Source organism: Nocardia sp. NPDC006044, assembly GCF_042871115.1.
GTDB lineage: Bacteria > Actinomycetota > Actinomycetes > Mycobacteriales > Mycobacteriaceae > Nocardia.
Map to the genome: position 1 here is coordinate 304,079 of NZ_JBIAID010000005.1, position 26,796 is coordinate 330,874.

Sequence of the window (26,796 nt, forward strand, 5' to 3'; positions counted from 1 at the left end):
GACGACGCCGCCAACTACGCCGCCGACGACGCCGCCAACTACGCCGCCGACGACGCCGCCAACTACGCCGCCGACGACGCCGCCAACTACGCCGCCGACGACGCCGCCAACTACGCCGCCGACCACCCCGCCGACGACGCCGCCAACAACGCCGCCAACGACCCCACCAACCTCGCCGGATCCGTCGCCTACGCAGACACCCGGACAGTCCGGCATGCCGCCGTACCCGCCGCAGGCACTGCCTCCGTACCCGGGAGAGCCTGGGTCGTCAGCACATCCGGGCCAGCCGACACATCCAGGACAGCCCGGCAATCCCGGCCAGAACGGCCAGAACGGCCACCATTTGCAACTGCCGAACCAATCGCAGTTCAACGGCGCACCCGTCGGCGACCAGCAGCAACCGATGCTGCCGCCGCCACCGGTGCTGCCGCCGATGGCCGGAGCCACCGGTGGCTCGGGCGCGGGCTCACGCAACGGCGACCGGCGCCGCTGGAACGGCGAGCACGATTCGCGCAGCAGCGAAATCGTCATCCAGCCGCTCGACGGAGGACGCTGGGCGTCGTTCGATCCGGACAGTGGGTCACTGCGGGCGATCCCGGCGGCCACCGGCGGCCCGGTCGGTGGCGTGCTCGGCTACTTCGGTGATGTGCTCGCCGTGTTCTATCGCAGGGAAGGCCGGCTGACGCTGCGCCTCGGGCCCAACGAATTCGACCTCGACGCGCCTACCGTCGGCGTCGGCTGGGAGCATGTCGATCAGCGGCACGCGCGGTTCCGGGTGCATGTCGACGGTCAGCCGGTCGTCGATTTCCCGTATCCGCTCGGCGGCAGCGGGACCGACCTCGGTTTAATCGTTCGCGATGTAATGGCCGATCCGCACCAATGCGCAAGTGTCTTCAATTGACCATCCGGGGTGAACATAATGAACGCAATGCGAGGAGAAATGAGGTGACATGCCGGATTTGAAACCCGTTGGCATCTACCGCGAGATGTACAAACGTGGGCACGACGACCTCCCCTCGATCAACGACGCGAGCACCGATCAGCAGCTCGCCGACCGCGACCGTATCCTCGACTACCTGCGCAAAGCCCCCGAGGTCTTCGACGTCATGGAGGCCGTCCCGAACCTGGTCACCGGCGAGGGCTGGATCCCCGGCGGCTCGTCGCTGCACTCCGACGGCGAGTGGATCTGGCGCACCGACTCGATCGAGTATCTGACCGTTCGCCCGCTCGCCATCCCGGACGAATTCGTCCAGCACGTCCGCGCCAACGACTACCTCCCGCCGGACTACGACCTGCGTGACGAGGCCTTCCGCGCCGCCTACCTCCGGTACTTCTAGCCCGGTCGGCGGATTCCGCACAGCCGCTGGTCACGATATTGTTCACCGCTGGAGTGCCACCAACATTCGGGTCTGTACATGTGTGGCCGACGCTAGTACCCATAGAATTGGCACGCTGTTAGAACTGGCTGCGATGCCGACGTGTGTGCACAGCGTCAGCACCGTCGCAGCTACGAGGAGGGCCAGTAGCGGATGAGTGGTCAGGCGCGGGGGGACGATCGGGTCTGCCGATCGGCGACCTTGCAGAATCCGCCTTGGGCCGGCGCCGCCGCGCCGGCGAACGCCGACGCGTGGGAAGCGCGGGCCGATCGCGATTCCGAGCGCGGCCCTGTACGCGGCCACAAGACGAATGTGAAAGACGCGCAATTCGCCGACGAACTGAAATCCGCGTTCACCATTCTGCCGAACATGACGACTTCTCCGGCCGGCTTCGCCGATCAAACACAAAGATCGCCGAAGTGGGTTCGGGCCAGCAAAGACGAACGCGCATAAGGAGTTGTTAAGGAGTTGACATGCGTGAGACGCTGTTATTGATCCCATGTTCGGAGAGCGGGCGGCTATGACGGAATTCAAAGACGATGCGGGACAGGAGTTTCCGACCGAATTCGTCGCGACCTCGCTGACCGGGTCGATCGCCGTGCGCACCACCGAGCAGGGCCTGCCGTTGGGCATCAAGCTCGACCAGGATCAATTGCGGCGTGATCCGGCGGCGCTGGCCGCCGAGATCCTGCGACTGTGCAAGCAGTCGGCGAACCGAGCCGGGCTGGCTCGCCGGACGCAGCTACGCGAGGCCGGCTTCACCTCGGAGATGTTGGCGATGACCGGACTGCCCACCGAGCAGGAAGTCGCCAGACAAGAGATCATCGAGGAGCAGGAGTACGAGACCGAGCCGCAGAGCTGGCTTCGATCAGTCTGACCAGGACGAGAATTCGGGAGGTAGTCATGGTCGACACGATGGACGAACTGATCGCGCGGGTACAGCAACAGATGTACCGGCTGCGCGATCTCAACGACGCGACCACCGGAATCCTGGTGACCGAGACCGCCGAGGACGGATCGGTCACGGCTTCGGTGGACGGCAACGGCGCGCTGGTCGGGCTGAGTCTCAGCGGCGCGATTGCCAAGCTCTCGCCGGCCGACTTCGAGAAGACACTGATCGAAACCGCACGCGCGGCCGCCTATCGGGCCTTCGCCGAGCGTGCGGATCTGGTCACCGCATACAACGAGGAAAACGCGGGTCAGTGATCTAGAAATTATGTCGTGATCAGCGCCGAACATGGTCCGGTAGGTAAGGTTTGACGAGACACCAGGGTGTTTCGGGATTGGATGTCAGTCATGAATCACATTGAAGTTGTCCCGGATGCGGTTCGGGCTTACGGCTCCGCCTCGGCCGCGATGGCCGCGGGCGTCGCGGCGGCGGGTGCGGTCGACCAGGCCGCGACCATCGGCGCGGTCGTACCGGTGTTCGGCCTGATCGGCCAGGAATTTCTCGCCTCGTTCGCGTTCGCGCAGGCGAACCATCTGAGCTCGGTGGCCGAACTGGCCGCGGTGCACGCGGGCACCGCGCTGACCGCGCACGAGGCCGCCAGCACCTATGAGGTCACCGACGGCGCGTCCAGCGCGGCCATCGGATCGGTCAACTCGAAGTCATGACCATCCCCGGGGCAATCCCACCGCCGGGGGCGGAGCCGTTGGATCCGACTGTGCTGGATCTGTTGCGGGGCAGTGCGTTGGCTCCGATGCTCGATCAACCGGTGAACGACATCCTGCACAGCATGGGCCTGCCGAACATGCCCGAGATGCCCTCGTTCATTCAGATGCCGGAGATGCCGCCGCTGCCGCCGCTGGATCTCACCGCGCTGATGCGGCCGCTGACCGACCTGGCGTCCGCGTTCGGCAGCGGAAAGCTAGGCGCGCCTGCTGCCGCGCCCGCCCCGGCCAACGCCGACGGCACCCAGAACGCGGCGGCTCCCGCGCCGCCGCCGGACCCGACCCAGCTGCTCACCGGCATCTCGACCGTCATGCAGACGGTGATGCAGATCGGCACCTCCGCGATCCAGACCGCGATGTCGGTCTGGCAGGGCATGGCGGCGATGGAAGCGTCGAAGAAAGCCGGCGAGGCCGCCACCGACGCGGGCAAGCTGGAGGCGCAGAGCACCCAGGAGAAGGCGGTGCTCACCAACGCGGCGGGCAGCGTCTTCACCGGCGCCGGCCTGATGTCCGCGGTGGTGGCGAAGTTCTCCACCACCCTCGCCCTGGCCCCGCTGTACGCGGCAACGCCTGCGGGACAGGTGTTTCTGGCCGCCTCCGCGGTCGAGGCGATGGCCGAGGCGCTCGGCATCACGGTCAAGACCAAGGGCGAACTGCTCGGCCACAGCGCCTCCATGACCACGACCGGGACGAAGGTCCCGATCACCAACGCGCCCAAGGGCGTCGCGGGCGCGGGCGGCGCCGATCAGCTCAGTCAGCTGATGAGCATGGTGACGCCGCTGATCAGCACCGCGACCACAGCGGCGCAGTCGCTCGGCCAGCTTGCCCAGGCGAGTTCGGCGCTCAGCGCGCCGAAACCGGTCGTCGACCCCAAAACCCATACCGGCGAAGGACTTTCCGACGAGGAGAAGGCCAAGGCTGCGGCGGAAGTGTCCGCGAAGGGCGGCATCGGCTCCGGCCCTGGCGCCTTCGGGCCCGGCCCCGGCGTGGCCGCGACCAACGCTCCGCTGAACCCGTGGCAGGGCACCCGGGTCGCCAGCGGCTCGATGGGCTCGCTCACCGGGTTGAGCGGCGCCGGGTCGAGCCCCGCTACGACGGCGGCGATGTCGACCGCCGGGACCGGCGCTGGCGGCATGGGCATGCCGATGTCCGGCGCCGCGGGTGCGGCCGGACTGGCCAGGGACGGCGCGTCCAGCACCGACTCGCTGCGCGGTCAGATGGTGACCAGCCAGCACGGCGACGAAGTGGTCGGCCGGATCGAGGGGGTCTCGTTGCCGGTGGTCGGCGCGACCGACACCACGTCGGAACCACCGCCGGATAAAGAACTCACGCTCTGACTTTGAGGAGGGTCTCATGAGTAGTGATGGCGCGTTCGCGAGCTTCCAGTTCGACGCCGCCGCGGCCGGAGAGGCATCGAGCGGACTCGATGTGCTTGCCGACCGGCTGGCTGCCGATCTCCAGGCCGCGGAACAGGCATTGACGATCCAGCCGGCCGGAGCCGACGAGGTCTCCGCCCGGGCCGCGCAGACCGGGAACGAGGTCGCGTCCTCATACCTGGCCAGCGCACAGGCCAGCGTGACCGAGATGCGAAAGCTGGCGGCCACGTTGCGATTGCACACCAACGAGTTCAGCCAGATGGAAAGCGACAGCGTCGCGGACTTCGACGCGGCAGGCGGCCGGTCCGCCTGAGGCACGGTCCGTGGAAAGGCCTGTCTTGGAAAGGCACAGCGCAGCAATGATCGAACCACCGAAGCCAGGGTTCACCGGCGTGGTGTGGGAAGCCCGGCCGCCGGAGCGGCTCGCGCGCGACCTCACCACGGGGCCGGGCTCTGTGCCGATGGCCGAGGCGGCCGCCGAATGGGCGCGACTCGCCACGGTTTTCGGTGCGGCGGTGCTCGAGTACGAGCGGGTCCTTGCTTCGCTGCGCACCGCGTGGCAGTCCGGTCGCAGCGGCGAGGTCATGGAAAAGGTGACCACGCTGCGGGATTGGCTGGTCGACGCGGCCGGCACCGCGACCGCGAACGCCGCCCGGCTGCAGGCCCAGGTCGCCGCCTATGAGGTGGCCAAGCTGACCATGCCGAACACCGCGGACATCCAGCAGATCCAGCAGGTGCAGGAAATGCTGAAAAGCATGGGCGCCATGCTCGGCGCGCCGATCCAGGCGATCGCGGCGGACAACGACGCGGACGCCGATGTGGCGAAAGCCGTTGCGTCGCGGGTGATGCGGAGCTACGAGACGGCCGCCGAACCGCTGGCCACGCCGTGGCAGCATCAGGAGCCGCCGAAGATCGCGCCGGAACAGGCGCTGGCCGCGGAGCAGGCGGCCACCGCCGCCGCGGCCGCGACGCCGAAGGCCATGCCGGGATTCGGCGGGATGCCGATCGGTTCGATCGCGATGCCGACGTTGCCGCCGCGGGCACTGTCCGCCTACCGCGCGCCGGTGTACTCGCAATCCACGACCGCCACCGAGCCCACCACCAAATCGACTCAGGTCAATGCGACGGCCGCGACCGGCCAGTCCGCGCCGGTAGCCCCCGGCGCGATGGGTGGCGCGGGCGGCGGCGGCCAGGATTCGGCCCGGTTCCCGCGCGCCAGCCTGGCCGGCGAGGCCGACCAGATCGGGCTCGAAGGCGAAATCCAAGCCGCCCCGGCGGTTCTCGGCGGCACCGAGTCGGTGACCAAGGCGCCCACCGAGACTCGCGCCGAAACCGGCGGTGCGCCGTGACCACGCTGACCAACGACGCGCTGCTCGCCGTCGCCGACCGGGCCGGGGTGCAGACCCTGCCGCTGGCGCTTTCGGTAGGGCCGCAACAGGATTCGTTCGAGGAATGGCAGCGGGCGCAGGAGCACGCGGTGGCCGGCTTGATCGACGACGGCCTGATCGACGCGCACGGCGAGGTAGCTCCCGACCTGGCCGAGACGTTGTTCACACTGGCACTGCCGGAGCAGGAACTGGCGGCCCGTATCTTCACCGAGCACGGCACCCGGCGGGTCTGCGTGGTGCGGCGCGGACACGCGCACGCGCTGGCGGTCCGCACCGGCGACACCTTCGAGGTGCGTCAGCTGTGGACCGACGGATCGGCGACCGATCTGGTGCGCCCGCTGCTCGCCGCGATGGATCCGTGCCCGCCCGCCGAGATCCCCCAATTCAGCGTCCCCGCCGCGGAGCTGGCCGAGCGGCTGAACGCCGCCGCCACGCCGAGCGAGCTCACCGACGCTCTCTATGCCCTGGGTGCCACCGAACGCGACGCCACGAAATTGGGGCTCGCATTCGGTGCGACGCACGCATACGCCGAGATCGTGGCGTGCGCCCATGAGGATGGCGTGACCACACGGGCACCGGGTGCCGTCGCCGTGTACGACACCGCCCGCGGGCGGATCGTCGCCGCGCCGACGGTCTCGCCGGATCAGCAGATCTGGTCCACGGTCACGCCGGGTACCGACCACCGGGTTGCGCAAGCAGTCGCCACGTTGATCGAGGGGCTGCCCGGGGGGAGGTGGCTGCCGCAGTAGTTCCTGGGTGGCAACTTCGGTTGTCTTGTAGTTCGACGAGATCGTTTGTCTGAGAACGATCTTCACAAATGACGAAAGGTCAAACAAATGTCCCTCACCTCACTCGGTGGTTCGAGCAAGGCTGTTGGTGTCGAGGCCGGCGGTGTCCAGAAGGTCGTCGGCGATCTCGAGACCGCCATCAACAACCTGCGCACGTCGGTCAAGGAAATCGACCAGGCCGCGCAGGATGTGCTGAAGGGCTGGAAGGGCGACGCGTCCGACAAGTTCGTTCAGGTGGCCGGCGACTGGCACGACGAGGCCGAAGATCTGAACAAGCGCCTCGACCAGTTCACCGAAGCCGTCAACAACGGCAAGTCGACCCTGCAGGCCATGGACCAGGCCTGATCGGCGCCTGCTCCGCTCCGTATCCGGAACCCATCGTTCGAAGGAATTGACGAATGACCATCCTTTACGATCCCGCTGCCATGAACGAGCTCTACAGCGACCTGCAGACGCACGGCGGCAAGATGAAGGGCGAGATCGACTCGCTCAACGACGCCGCCAAGGCGTTCCACGACAACCTGACCGGTGAGAACGCGTCGCAGGGCTTCGACGGCGCGCACAAGAACCTCACCCAGGGCCTCGAGGACACGCTGCAGAAGCTGGACGCCCTCGGCGCCCAGGTGGAGAACGCGCTGAACCGCGCGCTCGAGGCCGATGGCAAGGTCGGCGACGGTTTCGCCGCTTTCTGACATGTCCGCCACCTGACGGCCGACCGGAACATCCAGTTCCGTTCGGCCGTTTCGGTTTTCGGACCCCGATACCGCCGGCGCGATCAGCGCGCGGCGAGCGATTCGCCGATGTAGTGCATCTCGTCCGGCGTGGTCACCATGAACACGGTCGCGCTGGCCGTCGCGGTGCGCACGGTGATCCGGTTCGGCGCGTCCGGGTCCTGGGTCAGCGTGACGTCGGCGTCGATCGCACTCGGCGGCTGATCCGGCGTGCGCACATGCACGATGGTGGCGCCGCCCGCGTGCGTGGTCGGGGCGATCCCGTCGAACACGACGACCGTGGTGCTCGGATAGGGCGCGGCCGGCAGCGGCGGCGCCGACGGCGCGTGATAGCTGGCGCCCGCCGATCGGGGCGCGATCGAAAGCACATGCGGCGCATCGAGATTGGTCACCATGGTGTGCCATGCCTCGGGCCGGGCGGTGTGCACGATCGCGTGCGCGCCGAGTGCGGTGGCCCGCAGGATCACCTGCTGGGCCAGGTCCAGGTTGCCGATCACCTCCAGGTGCCTGGTGCCCTCGCCGACCAGCGGCACCGCGATGCCCTGGCCGATCTCGTCGGCGCCGATCAACTGGCCGCAGCCCGCGGTGGGCACCGCGATGTCGGTGAGCGCGGTGAGGGTGCCGCGGTATCCGGTGTCCGCGCCCCAGCGCCCGGCCGCGCCGATCGGCAAGGTGTCCAACAGGATTCGCAGCTGATTGCCCGGCAGCTCGCGCAGGCCGGGCAGCGGCGGCTCCTCCGGCTCGAAGGTGGTGTCGAACCGCACGACGGCGTTGAGCACCACGGTGCCGGCGTGGTCGGCGCGCGTGTCGTGCCGAAGCGCGCCCGGCCGCAGCCGCAGCGTCACCGTGGTGGACAGGCTCTGCACCGTCCAGATATCGGCCAGGCCGCTCGGGGCGATCAGGTCCGCGCCGATCTGATAGTGGGTGAGATAGCGGCCCTGATACTCCAGCGACCGCGGCGATTCGGCGAGTTGGTCGAGCTCGAAGCCGTGCGTGAGTTCGCGGACCGCGGTGTTCATTTCGGTGGCGGTCAGCACCGAGGCGGCGATGTCGTGCGCGGCCAGCCGGTTGGCCACCCGGCGGGTGGCGATCATCGCGGTGCGCAAGGCTCCGGTGCCGCCGCCACCGCGCTTGTCCACCGCTTCGGCGTTGGCCAGCGGGTCCAGGCGCAGCACCAGCCAGAGCGTGCGGTGCGCGATGGCGGGCAGCGGGCCGAGGATGCTGTCGTACAGGTGCGAGATCATGCCGGTTCCGGCCGTGCGCGCGCCCGTGCTGACGATGTCGATGCCGGCCAGCGTCAGATCGAATTGATCGAGACACTGGGCGATTTCGGTGAGCGGGAGCACCTGTTCGGTGCTCAGCGAGCCGCGGCGCAGCAGGGTCAGCGTGTCCGGCGGCGGATCGATGCGCAGCATGGTGAGCAGCAGTTCGCCGTCCCAGCGCACCCCGTAACCGCCACCCTCGCTGAACGGCACGTCGAAGGCGGGTGCCAGGGTCAGCCGCTCCGCGGGCCGCAGCCCACCGCGCCGCCGGGCGAGCGCGCCGCCGATCCGCCCGGCCGGAGTGCGACCTCGAATAGGCAGCAGGAAGATCACCGCGAAACCGATGCCGCCGCCGATCGCGCCCCACATCGAATGCGTGGTGGCGAGCACGACCCAGGCCAGCACGGCGGCCAGCGTCACCACCGGTACGACCACCCGCAGGGGATAGACCCGGAACAGCCAGAACTCGGGGTCGCGCAGGGTGTCGTAGGCCGAGGCGGGGTCCGCGGGCGGCGTCGGCGTACCACCACCGCCGTCCGGCTCGGTCGCCCCGTCGGGCCTGGTCTGGTTCTCAGTTGTCGTCACCGCGTTGTCCCTGTCTGCCACCCGTACGGCCACCGCCGAAAGACCATGAATTCATCGGTTCAGGGCCGTCCTGGAATTACGGTACCGTGTCGATGAAGATGGTTCTCGACAGTTCAATGGAGACCTTGTGCCGGCACAGCTGACTACCCGAGCCCAGGTCAACGGGTACCGATTCCTGTTGCGCCGACTCGATCACGCACTGGTGCGGCGTGACGTGCGAATGCTGCACGATCCCATGCGGTCCCAGGTGCGTTCGCTCATGGTCGGTGCGGTGCTCGGCATCCTGGTGATCGCCGGCGCGGCCATCCTGAGCTTCCTGCGGCCCCAGGGCGCGATCGGCGACTCGTTGATCGTCTCGGGCAAGCAGAGCGGGGCGCTCTACGTCGTGGTGCAGTCCGAAAACGGCGCCAAGACACTGCACCCGGTGCTGAACCTGGCCTCGGCCCGGTTGATCACCGGCAGCAATGCCGAGCCGAACGCGGTGAAGGACAGCAAGCTCAACGACATGCCGCGCGGACCGATGGTCGGCATTCCCGGTGCGCCGAGCGCGCTGCCCGGGTCGGGGCAGGGGTCCCGCTCGGAATGGGCGCTGTGCGAGACGATCGCGCTGTCGCAGGGCGGCAGCGCGGCCTCGGCCACCGGCGGCACCACCACGATCATCGCGGGCCGCCCGGCCCTCGGCGAGCGCACCCGCACGGTCGGCAAGGACGAGGCGCTGCTGGTGAAGCGCAGCGACAAGACCTACCTGGTCTACGACGGCAAGCGGGCCGAGGTCGATCCGGGCAACTCGGTACTGCAGCGCGCGCTGCAGCTGACCACCCACCGGCCGCGGCCGATCGGCACCGGAATGCTCGGCGCGACAACGGAAGTCCCGCCGCTCGTCGCGCCGCAGATCCCGCAGGCCGGCCAGCCCGGTCCGGGCCCGCTGGCGAAGATCCCGGTGGGCGGCGTCATCTCCATCCGCGACGTCGGTGACGGCAAGCCCGAGCTGTACGCGGTGCTGGCCGACGCGCTGCAGCCGGTGAGCCCGTTCACCGCGCAGGTGATCCGGTTCGCCGATTCGCACGGGATGAGCGAGATCCCGACCATGCCGCCGGACGTACTGGACCGGGTGCGGGTGGTGCATGATGTGTTGCCGGTCAACGACTTTCCGGTCGAGACCCCGAAGATCCTGAATGCCGAGGACGCCCCGGTCGCCTGTGTGGCCTGGTCCAAGACGCCGGGTACGGCACCGGCCAATCGCAAGGTCGACGCGGGTGACGGCCCCGCCGAGCGCGCCTCGGTGACCCTGCTGGCCGGAGTGCGTGTGCCGATCGCGGAATCGGCGAAGACGGTCGCGCTGGCCACCGCCGACGGCACCGGCGACCGGGTGGACGCCGTGTACGTTCCGCCGGGCACCGGCGAGTTCGTTCAGGTGACCGGCATGGGGCCGGGCAGCCCGCGCCGGGGCAGCCTGTTCTACGTCGCGGATAACGGTGTGCGCTATGGCATTCCGGACATGGCGACCGCGGGCGTGCTCGGCCTGGGGGACACCCCGCGGCTGGCGCCGTGGGCGATCATCGGCCAGATGGTTCCGGGTGCGACGCTGTCGGCGAAGGAAGCGCTCACCGCGCGCGATCAGCTGCCGCTGGAACCGCAGCACTGACTCGGGCGGGGCCTGCACCGGCTGATGGTGCAGGCCGCGTCGAATCAGAGGGTGAAGGGGACGTTCAGCGACGCGAGGATGCCGGACAGCGCGGTGTGCATATCGGGCGCCTCGATCCGCATCAGCATCGACTCGTCGATATTGGCCAGATCCAGGCTCTCGTCGTTGGCCAGCCGGAACTCGCGCTCCTCCTCCGCGGCCTCGATGACGTTGCGGATGAATCGGCCGTTGCCCGCCAGGTCGACGCCACGGCGTGGCTGGCCGCTCTGGTCGGTGCTCTGCAGCTCGTAGAGCTGGGTGCAGGCCTGGACGAGCAACTCGAGCGCCTCGGGGGACAGCTCGGAGTCCCGCTTGTGCGCGATGACCTTGCCGATCTCGCCGAGCTCCGAGGGTGTGTAGGACGGGAACTGCACCCGCTTGGAAAAGCGGGACGCCAGACCGTCATTGGCGGCGAGCAGCCGGTCGATCTCACCGTCGTAGCCGGCGATGATCACCACGAGCCGGTCGCGGTCGTTCTCCATCCGGGCCAGCAGCGTGTCGATGGCCTCCCGGCCGAACGAGTCGCCGCCTTGCAAACCGGTCTGGATCAGCGTGTACGCCTCGTCGATGAACAGCACGCCGTCCATCGCGCTGTCGATCAGCGCCTCCGACTTCACCGCGGTGCCGCCGAGGTGCTGGGCGACGAAGTCGACGCGCTTGGCCTCGACCACCTTGTCGGTCTTCAAGATGCCGACGCCGCAATAGATCTTGGCGACCACCCGGGCGATGGTGGTCTTACCCGTGCCGGGCGGACCGGTGAACGCGAGGTGCTGACCGCGCGCCCCGGCGGCCAAGCCCTTCTCCGCGCGGATCTTCGCCATCTGCGCGCTCGACTGCAGCTTGGCCACCTGGGTCTTCACCGAGGCCAAACCGATCTGCGAATCCAGTTCGGCGCGGGCGTCGGCCAGGATCTTCTTGGCCCGGTCCTCGGTCTCGGCCTGCTCCATCGCCTTCATCGAGGGCGCGGAGGCCGGATCCCACTTGTCCTTGCGGGCGTCGATCGTTTCCCGCGAGGTGACGCTGATCCGATACGTGCGGTCGCGCATCGCGGCGGTGTTCGCCTCGAAATCCGGCGCCTGCGAGTAGACCTTCTCGAACAGGCCCTGCGCCACTTCCTCATTGCCGGATTCGCGCAGGCACAGGCCGCGGCAGAACATGGCGGTCGATCGGGCGGCCGGGATCGGGCCCGCCTCGGCCTGTTCCATCCGGCGGATCGCCTCACCGAACAGCCCGAGTTGCGCGCACGCGGTGCCGACCATGACGTTCGCGCCGGCCGCGAGGAACGGGTCGTCCCATTCCGCCGAACCGGCCAGCACCGTCATGACATCGGGCCAGCGCTGGGTGTTGTAGTGCAGGACGCCGCGGACGTAGGCGCAGATGCGGTTGTCGATCTCACGATCCGGGTCGCTCAGCTGGGACCTGCGGTGCGTGTCGAGTTCGTTGAGCACCCGCTCGGCCTCGTCGTACTCCTTGTCCGCGATGAGTTGCGCGGCCCAGGCGAGCCAGATCTCGGTGTAGCTGGCGAGCGGGTAATCGATATAGAGGCCGGGCAGGAAGCGACCGGCCAGATCGCGTGGTTGCAGGCCCAGCCTGCGCTGTTCCCGGTAGAGCGTGCTCGCGCTGGTCTTGTGCATGTTGAACAAGACGTCCTTGGTGAGCTCGCCGGCGGCGGCGCGGCCCAGCCAGGCGTCGCACATCGTCGGATCCCACTCGGTGGCGCGCTGGAAGGCGAGCTTCGCGTACTCGAGGTCGCGCGCGGATTCCTGGCCCTCGATGGACAATCCCAGCGACAGAATTCCGGCGTCGAAGGCTCGTTGTGCTTGGCGATTGCCGGTCATGGCTGTCGGACCCCGAAGTCTTCGTTCGTAGTAGCGGATGAGTTCTTTATGCCCCCCAGACTACCGATCGCGCAGTGCCTGGTCTGTCCGTTACATTAGGTTCAGCTGCCCAGAGGTTGCAACGCAAGTGTTGTCTAGGTGAGAGTCATACGGGTGTCGAAGTCGTTCACTCAGAAGACGTTCCACCCAGTGCGGTCGAAGCGTGAACAATCGTCAGTGGAGAGGCCGGGGGTCCGGGGTCGTTGATCGAGTCACCTACCAGTGGCACACGCGCCGCTGAACCGGAGTTGAGTCGGGTTTCCGTCATCGGCGGGAACACTCAGCTCGATGTCGGGCTGCCCGCCACCGTGCCGATCGCCGGCTTCATCGGCGATCTGGTGGCGCTGATCGAATCCCGCAATCCCGACCAGCTCGACGCCGAGGACGACTCGGTGCCGTTGCAGGCTCAGCATTGGACGCTGGCCCGGGTCGGCCAGGAGGCGTTCGCGCCGAGCCGCACGCTCAACGATGCCGACGTGCACGACGGTGAACTGCTCGTGCTGCGTTCGGTCACCGCGAAGGAATCGCCCGCGCTCTTCGACGACGTGATCGACGCGGTCTCCCGGCTCACCGCCGAGGAGTTCCGCAGCTGGACCGGCAGCTCCGCGCGCTGGATGGGCCTGGTCGCCGGCGTACTGACGGTGCTCACCGCGCTCATGCTGCTGGTCATCTCGCGCGGGCACGGCGATCCGCTCGCGCCCGCGTTCGTGCTGTCGGCCGTGGGCATCGGCGCGTTCGCCGCCGCCGGATTCGCGGCCCGAAAATACTTCGACCCGGTCACCGCCACCTGGTTGTCGCTGGACGGCTTGCTGCTGCTGTTCGGCGGCGCCGCGCTGTTCGTGCCCGGTGCCCTGGGCAGCGCGCATCTGCTGCTGGGTTGTTCGGTGACGCTGGTGGCGGCCGTGCTCGGTTATCGGGTGATCGGCACCGGGGCCACGCTGTTCTCCGCCGCGGGTGCGCTCAGCGTGGTCGGGGGCATCACCGCCGCGGTGTATCTGGCCTGGCATCCCGGCCTGCCGAAGGTGGGCGGCGGCCTGGTGGTGGTCGGCATCGCGATGCTGTCGCTGGTACCGCGACTGGCCGCCGGGCTGGCCCGGTTGCCCATCCCGCCGGTGCCGACCGCGGGCGCCGCGATCGACCCGGCCGACCACGAACAGCGCCCGACCATCGAGGGCATCGGCGCGATCGGCGCCACCGCGCTGCCGTCCGCGTCCGGCCTGGGCGAGCGGGCCCGCGCGGCCAACCAGTACCAGTCCGGCCTGATCATCGCGTGCACGTTGACCGCGGTGATCGGCGCGTTCGGTGCGGCCGACCCGTTGGGCTCGGACCGCTGGCAGGGCATCGTGCTGGCCGTGGTCACCGGAATCATCCTGTGCCTGCGCGGCCGGTCCTTCGCCGACCTAACCCAGGCCGCGACGCTGATCGCCGGCGGCTGCCTGGTCTTCGTCTCGCTGGTGGCCGGCGCGGCCATCGGGGACGCGGATCTGGAAATGCTGTCGGTCGGCCTCCTCATCGCTTTCGCCGCGGGCACGATCGGCTTCGGCGTGATCGGACCGCACATCGAGGTCACTCCGATAACCCGGCGCATGATCGAGATCTTCGAGTACCTGCTGATCATCTCGCTGATCCCGCTGGTGCTGTGGATCATGAACGTCTACTCGCTGGCCCGGAACATATGAGCGCGGGCAGAGATGGGACCTAGCGCCTTCCGTCGCAGTCTGCTGCGGATGGCCGGCGCCGTCGTGGTGGTGGGTTTGGTGGGCGTGCCCGCCCCACCCGCCTCCGCGATCTCGCCACCCGCCATCGATCCGGGTGCGCTAGGCGTCGCCCAGGCGTTGAGCGGTCGCCCCGCGCCGTTGGAACCGACCCAGCAGGCCGACCAGTGCGCCGAACCCCAGCTCACCGGATCGCCGCCGAACGAGCCGCCGATCTCACAGCGGGTGCTGGAGCTGCCCGCGGCCTGGCAGTTCAGCCGCGGTGCCGGCCAGAAGGTCGCGGTCATCGACACCGGGGTGCAACGGCATCCACGCCTGGCCGCGCTGCAACCGGGCGGTGACTACGTCTCCGACACCGACGGCACCGTGGACTGCGACGGGCACGGCACCCTGGTCGCCGGAATCATCGCGGCGCAGCCGAGCCCGGCCGACGCGTTCACCGGGGTCGCGCCGGACGCGGAGATCCTCACCATCCGCCAGCTGAGCCTGGCCTACGAGAAGAAGGACCGCGGCGGCGAGCGCCCACCCGGCAGCATCCGCGCCGACGGCTACGGCAGCGTGCTCACCCTGGCGGCCGCGGTAGTACGCGCGGTCGATCTGGGCGCGACCGTCATCAACATCTCCGAAGTCGCCTGCAGCCCGGCTGGATCCGACACCGCCGACGCCTCGCTCGGCGCCGCGGTGAAGTACGCCTACGACCGCAATGTCGTCGTGGTGGCCGCCGCGGGCAACGTGGAGAACAACGGCCCCTGCCAGAAACAGAACGAGGGCTCCGGCTGGGGCGCGGTGAACACCGTGGCCAGCCCGGCGTGGTTCTCGCCGTACGTACTGGCCGTCGGCTCGGTGGACGCCGACGGCAAGCCGTCGGACCTGTCGTTGCACGGCCCATGGGTCGCGGTGGCCGCGATCGGCCGCAATATCGTGTCGCTGGACAGCAAGCGCGACGGTGTCGGGCTGGTGAACGGCGTGCAGACCGACGAGGGCATCCGCCCGGTGGACGGCACCAGCTTCGCGGCCCCCTACGTCGCCGGCTTGGCGGCCCTGGTGCGGTCGCGCTTCCCGAATCTCGATGCGCGACAGGTGATGGACCGCATCATCCGGACCGCGCAGGCGCCCGGTACCGGCCACGACGACGCGATCGGCGCGGGCCTGATCGACCCGCTCGCCGCGCTGACCGCGCAGCTGCCGGAGAAGTCCGTGAGCGAGGGCGCCGATGTCGACCGGGCGATCGCCGCGCCGGTGATCCCGCCCGGACCGGATCCGCGGCCGCGGCGGATCGCGGTGATCGGCTCGCTGACCTGTTTGACCGCACTGGCAATCGGTGTGGCGGTAGCGATTCCGTACCGCCGCAGACGTCGGGAGATCGACGCCGAGTACGACCCTTAACCCCGGCTCCGCGCCGAACGCAGAGAGCTCGATCGATCGAAGGAATCCATGGCTACCGAAGGTTTCGTACGACGCCCCAGGATAGCGCCGCCGCGGGCACCCGGCGGTGAGGTGGCGCTGACCCCGCCGCCGGAGATTCCCCGCCCGCTGCCCGCCCCGCTGATGATGAAGCTGATGCCCGTCGTCATGGTGGTCGCGGTGGTCGGCATGATCGCGATGATGGCCATGATGGGGCGCAACCTGCTGGCCAACCCGCTGTCCATGATGTTCCCGATGATGATGCTCATGTCGATGGTCGGCATGATGGCGGGTTTCCGCGGCGGCACGGGCAAGCGCGCGGTCGAGCTCAACGAGGAACGCAAGGACTACTTCCGCTACCTGGATCAGGTCCGCAAGGACGTGCGCCGCACCGGCACCAAGCAGCTGGAGACGCTGGTCTGGAGTCACCCGGACCCGGCCGATCTGCCGTCGCTGATCGGCACCCGCCGGATGTGGGAGCGCAGGCCCAACGATCCCGACTTCGGTCATGTCCGGGTCGGCATGGGCAGCCATCGGCTCGCCACGAAGCTGGCCAGGCCGGAAACCGGTCCGCTGGAGGACCTGGAACCGGTCTCCACGGTCGCGCTGCGCCGGTTCGTGCGCACCCATTCGGTGGTGCACAGCCTGCCGACCGCGGTGTCGCTACGTGCCTTCCCGGCGATCAACATCAGCGGCCCGGCTCAGGACTCGCGCATGCTGGCCACTTCGATGCTGATGGAGCTGGTCACCTTCCACGGCCCCGACCATCTCGCGGTCGCCATCGTCTGCGCGGACCCGGACGGGCCGTGGGCGTGGGCGAAATGGCTTCCGCACCTGCAACATCCGACGGTGCGCGACGGCATGGGCTCGGCCAGGATGATGTACACCTCGCTCGGCGAGCTGGAGACCGCGCTGTCGGCGGAGCTGATGGAGCGCGGCCGGTTCATGCGTAATCCGCAACCCACGCAGGGGCGGCTGCACCTGGTGGTCGTCATCGACGACGGTTACGTCAACGGCAACGAGCGGCTGATCAGCGAGTCCGGCCTGGACTCGGTGACCGTGCTCGACCTCACCGCGCCGGAGGGCGGTCTCGCGGCCCGGCGCGGCCTGCAGCTGGTCGCGGCCGACGGCGACGTGTCCGCCCGCAGCGCGGTGGGCGTGGAGAAGTTCGCGACCGCCGACCAGGTGAGTATCGCCGAGGCCGAGGCCTTTTCACGCGCGCTGTCGCGCTACCGGCTGGCCACCGCGGCCCAGATCGTCAGCCTCGGTGAGGGTTCGACGGCCGACCCGGGACTGATGGCGCTGCTGAAGATCCCGGACGCGGCGCAGATCGACCCGGCCAGGGTCTGGCGGCCGCGCACCGCGCGCGAACGGCTGCGCGTGCCGATCGGCATCACCCCCGACGGGACTCCGGTCGAGATCGACATCAAGGAGTCGGCCGAGAACGGCATGGGCCCGCACGGCCTGTGCATCGGCGCGACCGGCTCGGGTAAGTCGGAATTCCTTCGTACCCTGGTGCTTTCGCTGGTCACCACGCACTCGCCGGACGCACTGAACCTGGTGCTCGTCGACTTCAAGGGCGGCGCGACCTTCCTCGGCCTGGACTCACTGCCGCACGTCGCCGCGGTGATCACCAACCTGGAAGAGGAACTGTCCCTGGTCGACCGCATGAAAGACGCGCTCGCCGGTGAGATGAACCGCCGCCAGGAACTGCTGCGCTCGGCGGGCAACTACGCCAACGTCACCGACTACGAGAAGGCCAGGGCCGCAGGCGTTCCGCTGGACCCGCTACCCGCGCTGTTCGTCGTGGTCGACGAGTTCTCCGAACTGCTCTCGCAGAAGCCGGATTTCGCCGAACTGTTCGTCATGATCGGCCGGCTCGGCCGCTCGCTGCACGTGCACCTGCTGCTCGCCTCGCAGCGCTTGGAGGAGAACAAGCTTCGCGGACTGGAATCGCACCTGTCCTACCGGATCGGCCTGCGTACCTTCTCCGCCAACGAATCCCGCGCGGTGCTCGGCATCACGGACGCCTACCACCTGCCGAGCGTGCCCGGCGCAGGCTACCTGAAGAGCGACGCCTCGGATCCGTTGCGGTTCAACGCGAGTTACGTCTCCGGACCCTACGTCGCGCCGATCGGCACGGTGACCGGCGAGGACGGCAGCCCGGTCGGTGGCCAGCGACCGGCGGTCTTCACCGCCTCGCCGGTGGAGGCGCCGGAACCGGTCGAATCCGAGTCCGCGCTGGATCTGCCGCCATCGCCGACCAACCCGCTGCTCGAACTCCCGCCGCCGCCCGGCGCGCCCGGCACGGAGGAGGGGATTCCGGACTCGCTGCTCGACACCGTGGTCAAGCGACTGACCGGACACGGCCGCCCGGCGCACGAGGTGTGGCTGCCGCCGCTGGACGAGTCCCCGACGGTCGACATGCTGCTGCCCGACCCGGACTGGCGTTCACCGGTCAACCGGCACGGCCAGCTGTGGATGCCGATCGGCGTGATCGATAAGCCGTACGAGCAGCGCCGTGACGTCCTGACCATCAGTCTGGCCGGCGCGCAAGGCAACGTGGCCGTCGTCGGCGGCCCGCAGTCGGGCAAGTCGACCACTCTGCGCACCATCATCATGGCCGCCGCCGCGACGCACACCCCGCAGCACGTGCAGTTCTACTGCCTGGACTTCGGTGGCGGCAGCATGGCGGGCCTGGTCGGCCTGCCGCACGTCGGTTCGGTGGCCGGCCGTCTGGACGGCGACCGGGTGCGGCGCACCATCGCCGAGCTCACCTCGCTGATGCGTCAGCGCGAGGAACGCTTCGCCGAGCTCGGCATCGAGTCGATGGCCGAGTTCCGGCGGCGCAAGTTCGCCGCGGCCGCGCACGTGCCCGACGGCGCGGCCTCGGCCGGAAATCCGTTGGCCGACGACCGATTCGGCGACGTGTTCCTGGTGATCGACGGCTGGGCCGCGATCCGCGAAGAGTTCGACGTGCTCGAACCGCAGATCAATGCGATTGCGGCGCAGGGCCTGTCGTACGGCATCCACGTGATCATCGGCGCGTCCCGCTGGCCGGAGATCCGGCCGGTGGTCAAGGACCAGATCGGCACCCGGCTGGAACTGCGCCTCGGCGACCCGACGGACTCGGAGATGGGGCGGCGCACCGCCTTCCAGGTGCCGGTCGGCCGTCCTGGCCGCGGTCTCACCCCCGATCAGCTGCACATGCTGGTCGCCTTGCCGCGGTTGGATTCCGATTCGAATCCGGACACGCTGGCCGACGGTGTCACGCTGGCCAGGCAGGAACTGGCCGAGCTGCACGCGGGCAGGCAGGCGCCCGAGGTGCGGATGCTGCCGCTGCAGTTCGGCCGTGAGGGGCTGCTGGAGGCCACCAGGGAACAGGGCATCGAGCTCAGCCCGACCAGGGTGGTCGTCGGCATCGGCGAATCCGAATTGCAGCCGCTGGTCCTGGATTTCGGCACCGATCCGCACTTCATGGCCTTCGCCGACGTCGAGTGCGGCAAGACCACGCTGCTGCGCAACATCGTGACCGGCGTGGTGGAGAACTCGACGCCGGACCAGGCGAAGATCATCATGATCGACTACCGCCGGACCATGCTCGGCGTGGTCGAGGGCGAACATCTCGCCGGATACTCCACCTCGTCGCAGACCTGCGGGCCGATGATCCAAGAGGTCGCGGAGTTCCTGTCGAAGCGGATCCCCGGCTCCGACATCACCCCGCAGGAGCTGCGTGACCGCAGCTGGTGGGAAGGGCCGGAGATCTACGTCGTGGTCGACGACTACGACATGGTGGCGACCGGCGGCATCAATCCCTTTGCGCCGCTGATCGAATACCTGCCCCAGGCCCGCGATATCGGCATGCACTTCGTGGTCACCCGGCGCATGGGTGGCGTCTCGCGCGCGCTCTACGACCCGATCATCGGCGGACTGAAGAACCTGTCGGTGGACACGCTGATCATGAGCGGCTCGCGGGACGAGGGCAAGATCATCGGCGAGATCCGTCCGAGCAAGCTGCCCCCCGGGCGGGGCACCCTGGCCTCGCGCAGCCGGGGCCAGGAAATGGTGCAGATCGCCTTCATGCCGCCGACCACATAGGTTAGTTGTTCGGTTGGACCGCACCGAGATTCGGTGCGGTCCCCAGGCCGCGTGCGGCCGGAACGGTCACCGGGGTGCCGAGATCCCAACTGTCGGCGCGACGTTCGAACAACGCGCGGGACGGGCCGGTCGCGATCGGGCCCGCGATGCGCGCCAGTTGGAAGCCCTCCCTGCGGTAGTAGTCGTGCAGCTCGGTGTTGGTGGTCCACGCGTCGAGCCGGACCCACTCGCGTTCCTGTTGGCGCGCAAGCACTCCCGCGTGCGCGAGCAGATGGTGGCCGATCCGTTGCCCGGCGAAACGCAGGTCGACGATCATGTAATGGACGACGACCGCGTCGGATAGTTCCCATGGCGACCAGAGCCCCGGGTCGGCGTGCCGATTGACGGTGATGGTGCCCGCGGGCTCGCCCGAGACCTCCGCGATCCACGTCTCGCCCGCGTCCAGCGAGCGCCCGACACCCCGCGCGAAGATCTCGATGGGTAGTCCACGGCCGGCGACCGTCCACTGATCCGAGCCGCGCGCGGTCAGCCACGCGGTGCGTTGCAGCCGCAGCCGGCAGATCACGCCCAGATCGCCAATTGTCGCCTGGCGGAGCACGATTGCGCTCATGCCTGCGCCTCGCCGGCGCTCGGCTCCGGCATGCGCGAGGCGCGCTGCCACATGATTCGCTCGCTGCGCTCGCTCATGCCAACGGTATACCCGGCCCGTAAGGCACCCCGAGCGTCCGTCCGATCACGCTCAGCCCCTCGGCGTCGCCGAGTTGATAGGCGAGCCGGTTGCTCGCGGCGATGGAGCGGTGGCGGGTCGCCCTGGTGACCCGCTCGTGGTTGGCGCCGATTCGCAGGTGGTCCAGCAGGATGGTGCCCGCCGCCACGCCGAGCACGATGGCCTCTTCGGCGGAGGCGGGGCGGGCCGTCACCGTGTCGCGGTGCGCGGTCTCCGCGTGACCGCGATCGGCCAGCCGCCGGGTAGTGCCCTCCGGAATGTCGTGCGGTGAGTCGATTCCGGTGGCCTCGGCCAGGTCACGGGGATAGAAGGTGACCTCCCAGGACCACGGCTCGTTGTCGAGGTACTGGACGACCGTCCGGGCCAGCACCCAGGAGTCCTCCGGCACGCCGAGCCATAACGCGACCGCAGGGCCCGCCGGCTCCATCTTCGCGGCGAACTCCTTCGACGGCACCCGGTGGGCGGCGCGCGCGATCTCCTCGAAGATGTCGTGCGGCGACTTCGGCCGGTCCTGTCGAATATGGTCGGTGACAACCGATTCCAGAACTTCCTGGTTTCGCACGATGGTGCCGCGGGAAGTAGCTGTATAGACCAGATTTTCGGTGACCAGAACCTGAATCGCGTTGCGAGCGGTCGTCAGCGAGACCTGCATGTGCTCGGCCAGCTCGGTGTGGCTGGGCAACCGATCACCCGGTTTCCACTTGCCTGCGCGGATCTCCTCGCGGAGGAGGTCTGCGATCCGGTGATATGTCGGACCGTCCGCCATCTTGCTCCTCGGTTGGTCGTGCAGGTAACGAAGTGTACTCTTCGTGACTTCCTACGGCCCGGTAACGCTTGACAGGTGCCTTCAGAGGTTTATTGTAATGAACGTCCTGATCCGGTGTTGTGCGGCGATGACGGCGAGGCAACGTGGCAGGTTCGGATACAACAGTCGTAATGGCTCTTCCCGGCACACTGCGGTGTACCGATTCGGTGGTGCAGTCCCACGCTCCTGGGCTGCTTCCCACCTCTGATCTACTGGTTCGCGCGTGTCGTGGACACCGCGTGGTCGGTGGTCCGCTGCTCTGGTTCGCTCGCGATCTCGCGGTGCTGCACGAGCGGCGACTGGTCGGCCGCGGCGGTTCGGTGGACACCGACCCGCTGGTGGTTCTCGAAATCGAGCGCCGCAGAGTCGAATTGGTCATGGCCATCGATGACTGGGTCGCGCGCAGCGTGCCACAGCACCGGCTCGGCGCGACGCTGCACACCGAGACGGTGGGTGCGGTCATCGATCGGCTCGCCGAATCCTCGGTGCGGGCACACCACGCGCTGATGACCCTCGACGCACATGACGAAAGATTGCACGGCGCTTGGCATCACCTCGCCGAACTCGCCGATGCCTACGACGATCTGGTCCGCGACATCAGCGCGGGCAGGCGTCGTCTGCCGGAGTGGTAACTCCCGCAACCGTTTTCCGAGCCCGGGCCGCCGTGGCCCCCCCGCGTCACGTGACGGTGTGACCCAGGGGTGGTTCTCAGGGTTGGTAACGCCGGTGATCGGTGGCGAAATCGTCGGCGATGGTGGCCGCGAGTTCGACGTAGGCGCGCTTGGTGTGCTTGTGCAGGCGGTGCAGATCGATCTCGGCGCCCTCGGACATGTGCGGATCGAACGGGATGATGTGCACGGCGCGGCAGCGGGACAGGAAGTACTCCCGCAACTGCTGGACGCCGACATTCGGCGATCCGGCCCGCGGCGAGTTGATCACCACCACCGCGTTGCGGACCAGATGGTCATGTCCGTGCAGCGACAGCCAGTCCAAAGTCGCTGCCGCACTGCGCGCCCCGTCGATGGCGGGGGAGGAGATGAGCACCAGCGAATGGGCCAGATCCAGCACGCCCGACATCGCCGAGTGCATCAGTCCGGTACCGCAGTCGGTCAGGATGATGTTGTAGAAGCGCTGCAGGATTCGCGCGACCGCCCGGTACTCTTCCTCGCTGAACGCCTCCGATGCCGCCGGATCGCGTTCGCTGGCCAGCACTTCCAGCCGGCTCGTGGCCTGCGAGGTATGCCTGCGCACGTCCGAGTAGCGCTGGATCGACGGATCGAGCAGCAGGTCACGCACGGTCGAACGGGTCTGTAGCGGTACGCGCTGGGACAGCGTGCCGAAGTCGGGGTTGGCGTCGACCGCGATCACCCGGTCGCCCCGGATGGACGCGAAGATCGACCCGATACCCATTGTCGTGGTGGTCTTTCCGACGCCGCCCTTCAGCGACAGCGTCGCGATCCGGTAGTCGCCGCGCACCGGTTGCCGGATCCGCGCGACCAGCTCCTGTAGTCGCAGCTCCTCTGCGGAGAGTCCCGGATTGATCGCGCCGCCCGACACGTGATGGACGGCCTTGCGCCACCCGCTGCCCGGCGACTTCTTGGCGCGCCGCATCGGCACGTCGTCCAGGGACGGCGGCGGACCCCCCTGGTACTGCACGCCCGGCGGGTACTGGCCACCGGGCGGAACCGGCGGGCGGCCCCATTGTCCCGGGTGCGCAGGCGGTGCCGGCGATACGCCGCCCGGCGCCTGCCCGCCGACCTGTGGTCCGGCGAAACCACCGGGTGCGCGGTGCGGGGTTTCGGGCTGCGGCGGTTCGCTGCCCGGAGTCGGTCCGCCCGTGAAAGGTGGTGTCCTAGAGGCGGTTTCGTCGGGCGGCGATGGGTTGCGCCACGGCTCGCCGGGTGCCTGCGGTCCGGGCTGTTCGCTGCCCGGGGCTTGGCTGCCGGCCGGAGGCGTTGTCCGGGTTGGGGTTTCGTCCGCCCACACCGGTGCCGCCGCGTTGCGCCACGGCTCGGCCGGCGCTTGAGCGCCGGGCTGCTCGCTGCTCGGCGCCTGCCCGATGTTCGGCGGGGTGTAGCCGACCGGCCCGGCCGTTCCGGTGGGTGCGTACGGTCCGGGCTGCTGCACGGGGCCGTTCTGCGGCGGAGCTTGCCGGCCGGATTCGTCGATCGCGCCCTGCTGCGGCTCGATCTCGGCGGGCAGGCGATGTCGCCCGCTGCTCGACGGACGGCCCGGGCCGACGTTGGACGACGGCACCCAGTCCGGCTGGCGGCCGGAATCGCGTTGCGGCTGGCCGGATTCCGGGCGTTCGGTGACGCCCGAGGTCGACGGTCCGCTCTGCCAGCCGGGGAGCTGCGGCCCGGCAGTGCCGTTCGGACCCTGCTCCGGCCCGGGTGAAGGATCGGACTGCGGTGCACGCAGTGGGCCGGTGGCCGGCGGTCCTTGTTCGGCCGGGCTCGGCGGCACGGAGCTTCCAGCCGGTGCACGGTTCGGGGCCTGCTCCGGCGAGGTGCCAGGTGTCGCACCTTGCTCGGGTACGGGTGGCGCATACGGTGCACGACCGGGCGGTTCCACCGGCTCCGGAGTTGTTGCCGCGCTGGGCGCGTCGCCGGGGACGCGGCCCTGCTCGTGCGGTGCTCGGCGATCCGGCGTCGCCGGAGGTGTTGCAGGGCCCGGTCGTTGGGCAGCGCTCTGCGGATACGGCGCTGGCGCTTGCTCACGCTGCGGTGGGCCTTCGACACCGCGCGGCGGTGCGGTCGGCGCGTCGAGCCGGGCCGGTGGGGTCTGTTCGGCGGTGGGTGCTGCCGACCGGTCGCCTTGCGCCGGTGGGGGATCCGGCAGCGGCGGGGGATCGGGCAGGGGTGGACGGCGTTGCGGCTGAGCCGGCGGCGTCGGCTGTTCCGGTCGCGGTCCGGCCAGCCACGGCGGCGGACCGCTGGACTCGGGAGCCCGCTGAATCGGGCTGTGGGTCGGCGGAACTGACTCTGGCGCTCGCTGCGGGGGAGCTTGCGGAGCGGGAGTGGACTCGGGCGCTCGCTCGACGGGAACCTGCGGTGCCCGGGCCGGCGCGTCGGGCGCGGCCGTCGAGGCCTGCGGCGGTGGGTCCGGCAGGGCGGGCGGCGGCGGTAGGTCGGGCCGGTTCGCCGGTGGCCGCGGGGACGGGTCGCTGGACGCGGATGGCTCGGCGGCCGGACGCCTGCCCAACGGCTGGAAGGCGGGCGGCGGCGGGCCCGGGTTGCGGGTGGGCAACGCCTGCGCCGGTGCTTCTGCGCGCTGCTGTGGTGCCTCGGTCCGCTGGGCCGGCGCTTCGCCGCGCTGCGGCGGTCCGGCCTGCCACGCGTCGTCCGGCCGCGGCTGGGCATAAGCATCCAAACCCGGCTGACGCCACGGGTCGTCGCGCGGACCATCGGGCAGGGGCGAGTCCGGGGTGCGGGAGGCGGATTCGGGCGCGCGCCGGCTCGGCTCGTCCGGCTGTTCGTCGGCCCCGCGCCGGTCGTTCTTGTCGCGGCGCCATCTCTTGCCGCGTTTGTCCTGACGTCTTTGACTCGGTCCCTCACCGATCACGTCGTCGGCGGGAAGGTTCTGTACCGGCGCCTCGTAGCCGACCTGTGTGACGTCGCTCTCGGACAGCCACGGCGGCAGCATGGGGAGGCCGTCGTTGTTGCGACTCATGCCACCACCTCGCCGGTGCTCGGCTCCGTCATACCCGTGGGCGCTGCGTTCGAGGTTCGCTCGCTGCGCTCCCTCACGGCATCCCCCTCGATCTGCTCGACCCTGTTACCTGGACAGCGGTCAGTTTACGCGACATCCCGGCGCCGCAGCCGGGCAGGAGGCCAGGGCCCTGCGGCACCAGATTTCGTGCTCTGAACGGGGCGGAAAGCGTACTGACGGAAGGTGCTGGCGCGGGGCATTTTTGCCGGAACCATCCGGTACCGGTAAGCTGGAGCGGCGGTGCACCTATGCGCCGACTGTTTGTGTGTTTAGCGGTCACTTCGACCGACAGATCCATGTAAGCAGAAACAAGCCAAACAAACCAGGTTGAGCGTAACCGGGATCGCGGAGGACATGGCGAAGAAAGACGGGGCCATCGAGGTCGAGGGTCGAGTTGTCGAGCCGCTGCCCAATGCGATGTTCCGGATCGAGCTCGAGAACGGTCACAAGGTTCTCGCGCACATCAGCGGGAAGATGCGGCAGCACTACATTCGTATCCTCCCCGAGGACCGCGTGGTCGTCGAGCTGTCGCCCTACGACCTCTCACGCGGCCGGATCGTCTACCGGTATAAGTAATCGCCGGGGGAGGTCTGCTCGCGGAGAGCGCTCGCCGGAGTCGATTACTTATCGTGCTTTGTGGGGGTGCAACCCCCACACCCCGCCCGGAGGGCTTCGCCCCCGGACCCCCGACCGGATGCCGTGCCCGACAAGGTAGGGAATTCGTCGTCGAGGGGCTGACCTGGACCTCGCCCGACTGGGTGAGAGGTGCACCCGGTAGGGTGGACTGTCGCTCGAAAGAGCGGCGCAACAGACTTCCCCGGCCAGTGGGCCGGGGAAAAACTGTGTTCACACCCGTGTGAACCACAACAAGATTGGACGGACGTGAAGGTTCAGCCGAGCGTCAAGAAGATCTGCGAGAAGTGCAAGGTGATCCGCCGTCACGGTCGGGTCATGGTGATCTGCGACAACCTGCGCCACAAGCAGCGCCAGGGCTGATCAAGCGGGGCTAGCGCCTCATCGATCACCAGCCGGGCACCGATCACTGATCGGCTTGGCCAACTACAGAAGAACTCCCAGCTCCAGCCGCACGCTGCGGTATTCCGGGTTCGCCCGGAAGGCGTGTGCGCCAACCACCGGCACGGAGGCCGGTGCCCCACACAAGACGAGGGGAACGGACAGGGAGCAGACCTCCGCAACCGAAGGAACCTGCCACATGGCACGTCTCATGGGCGTCGATCTCCCGCGCGAAAAGCGCATGGAGATCGCGCTGACCTACATCTACGGCATCGGCCGTACCCGCTCCAAGGAGATCCTCGCGGCCACCGGCGTCAGCCCGGACCTGCGCAGCAAGGACCTCAGCGACGACCAGGTGACGCAGCTGCGTGACTACATCGAGAGCTCGCCCGAGCTCAAGGTCGAAGGTGACCTGCGCCGCGAGGTGCAGGCCGATATCCGTCGCAAGATCGAGATCGGCTGCTACCAGGGCCTGCGCCACCGTCGTGGCCTGCCTGTGCGTGGTCAGCGCACCAAGACCAACGCGCGCACCCGCAAGGGCCCGAAGCGCACCGTCGCCGGCAAGAAGAAGTAGGGGATAACCG

At 68.9% G+C, this 26,796-nt stretch carries 26 protein-coding genes; 20 read left to right on the forward strand and 6 right to left on the reverse strand.

Annotation, left to right across the window (positions count from 1 at the left end):
• On the reverse strand, window positions 1–216 hold a 216-nt coding region (locus tag ACFYO1_RS37530), incomplete at its 3' end, for a hypothetical protein (RefSeq protein ID WP_387242293.1).
• Between the two features lie 127 nt (window positions 217–343).
• Here ACFYO1_RS37530 and ACFYO1_RS37535 point away from each other — a divergent pair.
• The 12 genes from ACFYO1_RS37535 (at window position 344) to ACFYO1_RS37590 (ending at window position 7,291) form a co-directional block, all read left to right on the forward strand.
• Entirely contained in the window at window positions 344–901 is a 558-nt protein-coding gene (locus ACFYO1_RS37535) for a hypothetical protein (protein WP_387242296.1), read from the forward strand.
• Between the two features lie 49 nt (window positions 902–950).
• Complete coding sequence (locus ACFYO1_RS37540; protein WP_387242299.1) at window positions 951–1,337, forward strand: hypothetical protein; 387 nt, start codon at window positions 951–953, stop codon at window positions 1,335–1,337.
• A 192-nt stretch (window positions 1,338–1,529) separates the two neighbouring features.
• Entirely contained in the window at window positions 1,530–1,829 is a 300-nt protein-coding gene (locus ACFYO1_RS37545) for a hypothetical protein (RefSeq protein ID WP_387242302.1), read from the forward strand.
• Window positions 1,830–1,896: 67 nt separating this feature from the next.
• A complete protein-coding gene (locus ACFYO1_RS37550) occupies window positions 1,897–2,253 on the forward strand; it encodes a hypothetical protein (RefSeq protein WP_387242305.1) in 357 nt (118 codons plus the stop codon).
• Window positions 2,254–2,279: 26 nt separating this feature from the next.
• The gene (locus tag ACFYO1_RS37555) at window positions 2,280–2,582 is read left to right on the forward strand and encodes a YbaB/EbfC family nucleoid-associated protein (protein WP_387242308.1); all 303 of its coding nucleotides are present in this window, start codon (window positions 2,280–2,282) and stop codon (window positions 2,580–2,582) included.
• 90 nt (window positions 2,583–2,672) lie between these two features.
• On the forward strand, window positions 2,673–2,990 hold the full coding sequence (locus ACFYO1_RS37560; RefSeq protein ID WP_387242311.1) for a type VII secretion target: 318 nt from the start codon (window positions 2,673–2,675) through the stop codon (window positions 2,988–2,990).
• Entirely contained in the window at window positions 2,987–4,384 is a 1,398-nt protein-coding gene (locus tag ACFYO1_RS37565) for a hypothetical protein (RefSeq protein WP_387242314.1), read from the forward strand. The genes ACFYO1_RS37560 and ACFYO1_RS37565 overlap by 4 nt, the downstream gene beginning before the upstream one ends.
• A gap of 16 nt (window positions 4,385–4,400) precedes the next feature.
• Complete coding sequence (locus tag ACFYO1_RS37570) at window positions 4,401–4,736, forward strand: PE domain-containing protein (protein WP_378713295.1); 336 nt, start codon at window positions 4,401–4,403, stop codon at window positions 4,734–4,736.
• A gap of 46 nt (window positions 4,737–4,782) precedes the next feature.
• Complete coding sequence (locus ACFYO1_RS37575; RefSeq protein ID WP_387242318.1) at window positions 4,783–5,772, forward strand: PPE domain-containing protein; 990 nt, start codon at window positions 4,783–4,785, stop codon at window positions 5,770–5,772.
• Window positions 5,769–6,560, forward strand: a complete 792-nt coding sequence (locus ACFYO1_RS37580) for an ESX secretion-associated protein EspG (protein WP_387242321.1) — start codon at window positions 5,769–5,771, stop codon at window positions 6,558–6,560. The genes ACFYO1_RS37575 and ACFYO1_RS37580 overlap by 4 nt, the downstream gene beginning before the upstream one ends.
• Window positions 6,561–6,647: 87 nt before the next feature.
• Entirely contained in the window at window positions 6,648–6,944 is a 297-nt protein-coding gene (locus ACFYO1_RS37585) for a WXG100 family type VII secretion target (RefSeq protein ID WP_150404153.1), read from the forward strand.
• A gap of 53 nt (window positions 6,945–6,997) precedes the next feature.
• Window positions 6,998–7,291 (forward strand): WXG100 family type VII secretion target, encoded by a 294-nt coding sequence (locus tag ACFYO1_RS37590; protein ID WP_378713290.1) that lies wholly within the window; start codon window positions 6,998–7,000, stop codon window positions 7,289–7,291.
• An 83-nt stretch (window positions 7,292–7,374) separates the two neighbouring features.
• On the opposite strand, the gene eccE is transcribed toward ACFYO1_RS37590, so the two are convergent.
• On the reverse strand, window positions 7,375–9,177 hold the full coding sequence (gene eccE / locus ACFYO1_RS37595) for a type VII secretion protein EccE (protein ID WP_387242325.1): 1,803 nt from the start codon (window positions 9,175–9,177) through the stop codon (window positions 7,375–7,377).
• 127 nt (window positions 9,178–9,304) lie between these two features.
• Here eccE and eccB point away from each other — a divergent pair, with 127 nt between their 5' ends.
• Window positions 9,305–10,822: a type VII secretion protein EccB gene (eccB, locus tag ACFYO1_RS37600; protein ID WP_387242328.1), complete on the forward strand. Its 1,518-nt coding sequence runs from the start codon at window positions 9,305–9,307 to the stop codon at window positions 10,820–10,822.
• A gap of 44 nt (window positions 10,823–10,866) precedes the next feature.
• Here the strand turns inward: eccB and eccA are convergent, their stop codons facing one another.
• Window positions 10,867–12,699 carry a type VII secretion AAA-ATPase EccA gene (gene eccA, locus ACFYO1_RS37605; protein WP_387242331.1) on the reverse strand — a complete coding sequence of 611 codons (1,833 nt, stop codon included), beginning with the start codon at window positions 12,697–12,699 and terminating at the stop codon, window positions 10,867–10,869.
• A gap of 287 nt (window positions 12,700–12,986) precedes the next feature.
• Between eccA and eccD the strand changes: the two genes are divergently transcribed.
• The 3 genes from eccD to eccCa are packed head-to-tail and all read left to right on the forward strand — an operon-like array spanning window position 12,987 to window position 19,955.
• Window positions 12,987–14,417: a type VII secretion integral membrane protein EccD gene (gene eccD, locus ACFYO1_RS37610; protein ID WP_387242334.1), complete on the forward strand. Its 1,431-nt coding sequence runs from the start codon at window positions 12,987–12,989 to the stop codon at window positions 14,415–14,417.
• Between the two features lie 48 nt (window positions 14,418–14,465).
• Window positions 14,466–15,839 carry a type VII secretion-associated serine protease mycosin gene (gene mycP, locus ACFYO1_RS37615; RefSeq protein WP_387242337.1) on the forward strand — a complete coding sequence of 458 codons (1,374 nt, stop codon included), beginning with the start codon at window positions 14,466–14,468 and terminating at the stop codon, window positions 15,837–15,839.
• 48 nt (window positions 15,840–15,887) lie between these two features.
• Window positions 15,888–19,955: a type VII secretion protein EccCa gene (eccCa, locus tag ACFYO1_RS37620; protein WP_387242340.1), complete on the forward strand. Its 4,068-nt coding sequence runs from the start codon at window positions 15,888–15,890 to the stop codon at window positions 19,953–19,955.
• Between the two features lies 1 nt (window position 19,956).
• Here the strand turns inward: eccCa and ACFYO1_RS37625 are convergent, their stop codons facing one another.
• On the reverse strand, window positions 19,957–20,565 hold the full coding sequence (locus tag ACFYO1_RS37625) for a GNAT family N-acetyltransferase (protein WP_387242343.1): 609 nt from the start codon (window positions 20,563–20,565) through the stop codon (window positions 19,957–19,959).
• A 73-nt stretch (window positions 20,566–20,638) separates the two neighbouring features.
• A complete protein-coding gene (locus ACFYO1_RS37630) occupies window positions 20,639–21,448 on the reverse strand; it encodes a GntR family transcriptional regulator (protein ID WP_387242346.1) in 810 nt (269 codons plus the stop codon).
• Window positions 21,449–21,726: 278 nt separating this feature from the next.
• On the opposite strand from ACFYO1_RS37630, the gene ACFYO1_RS37635 reads away from it, so the two are divergent.
• Window positions 21,727–22,119, forward strand: a complete 393-nt coding sequence (locus ACFYO1_RS37635; RefSeq protein WP_378713274.1) for a DUF4254 domain-containing protein — start codon at window positions 21,727–21,729, stop codon at window positions 22,117–22,119.
• A gap of 76 nt (window positions 22,120–22,195) precedes the next feature.
• Here the strand turns inward: ACFYO1_RS37635 and ACFYO1_RS37640 are convergent, their stop codons facing one another.
• Entirely contained in the window at window positions 22,196–25,159 is a 2,964-nt protein-coding gene (locus tag ACFYO1_RS37640) for an AAA family ATPase (protein ID WP_387242350.1), read from the reverse strand.
• Window positions 25,160–25,552: 393 nt separating this feature from the next.
• Here ACFYO1_RS37640 and infA point away from each other — a divergent pair, with 393 nt between their 5' ends.
• The 3 genes from infA (at window position 25,553) to rpsM (ending at window position 26,786) form a co-directional block, all read left to right on the forward strand.
• Complete coding sequence (infA, locus tag ACFYO1_RS37645) at window positions 25,553–25,774, forward strand: translation initiation factor IF-1 (protein WP_003418601.1); 222 nt, start codon at window positions 25,553–25,555, stop codon at window positions 25,772–25,774.
• A gap of 306 nt (window positions 25,775–26,080) precedes the next feature.
• Window positions 26,081–26,194 carry a 50S ribosomal protein L36 gene (gene rpmJ / locus ACFYO1_RS37650; RefSeq protein WP_011207363.1) on the forward strand — a complete coding sequence of 38 codons (114 nt, stop codon included), beginning with the start codon at window positions 26,081–26,083 and terminating at the stop codon, window positions 26,192–26,194.
• Between the two features lie 217 nt (window positions 26,195–26,411).
• Complete coding sequence (gene rpsM / locus ACFYO1_RS37655) at window positions 26,412–26,786, forward strand: 30S ribosomal protein S13 (RefSeq protein ID WP_014981767.1); 375 nt, start codon at window positions 26,412–26,414, stop codon at window positions 26,784–26,786.
• The last annotated feature ends 10 nt before the right edge of the window (window positions 26,787–26,796 follow it).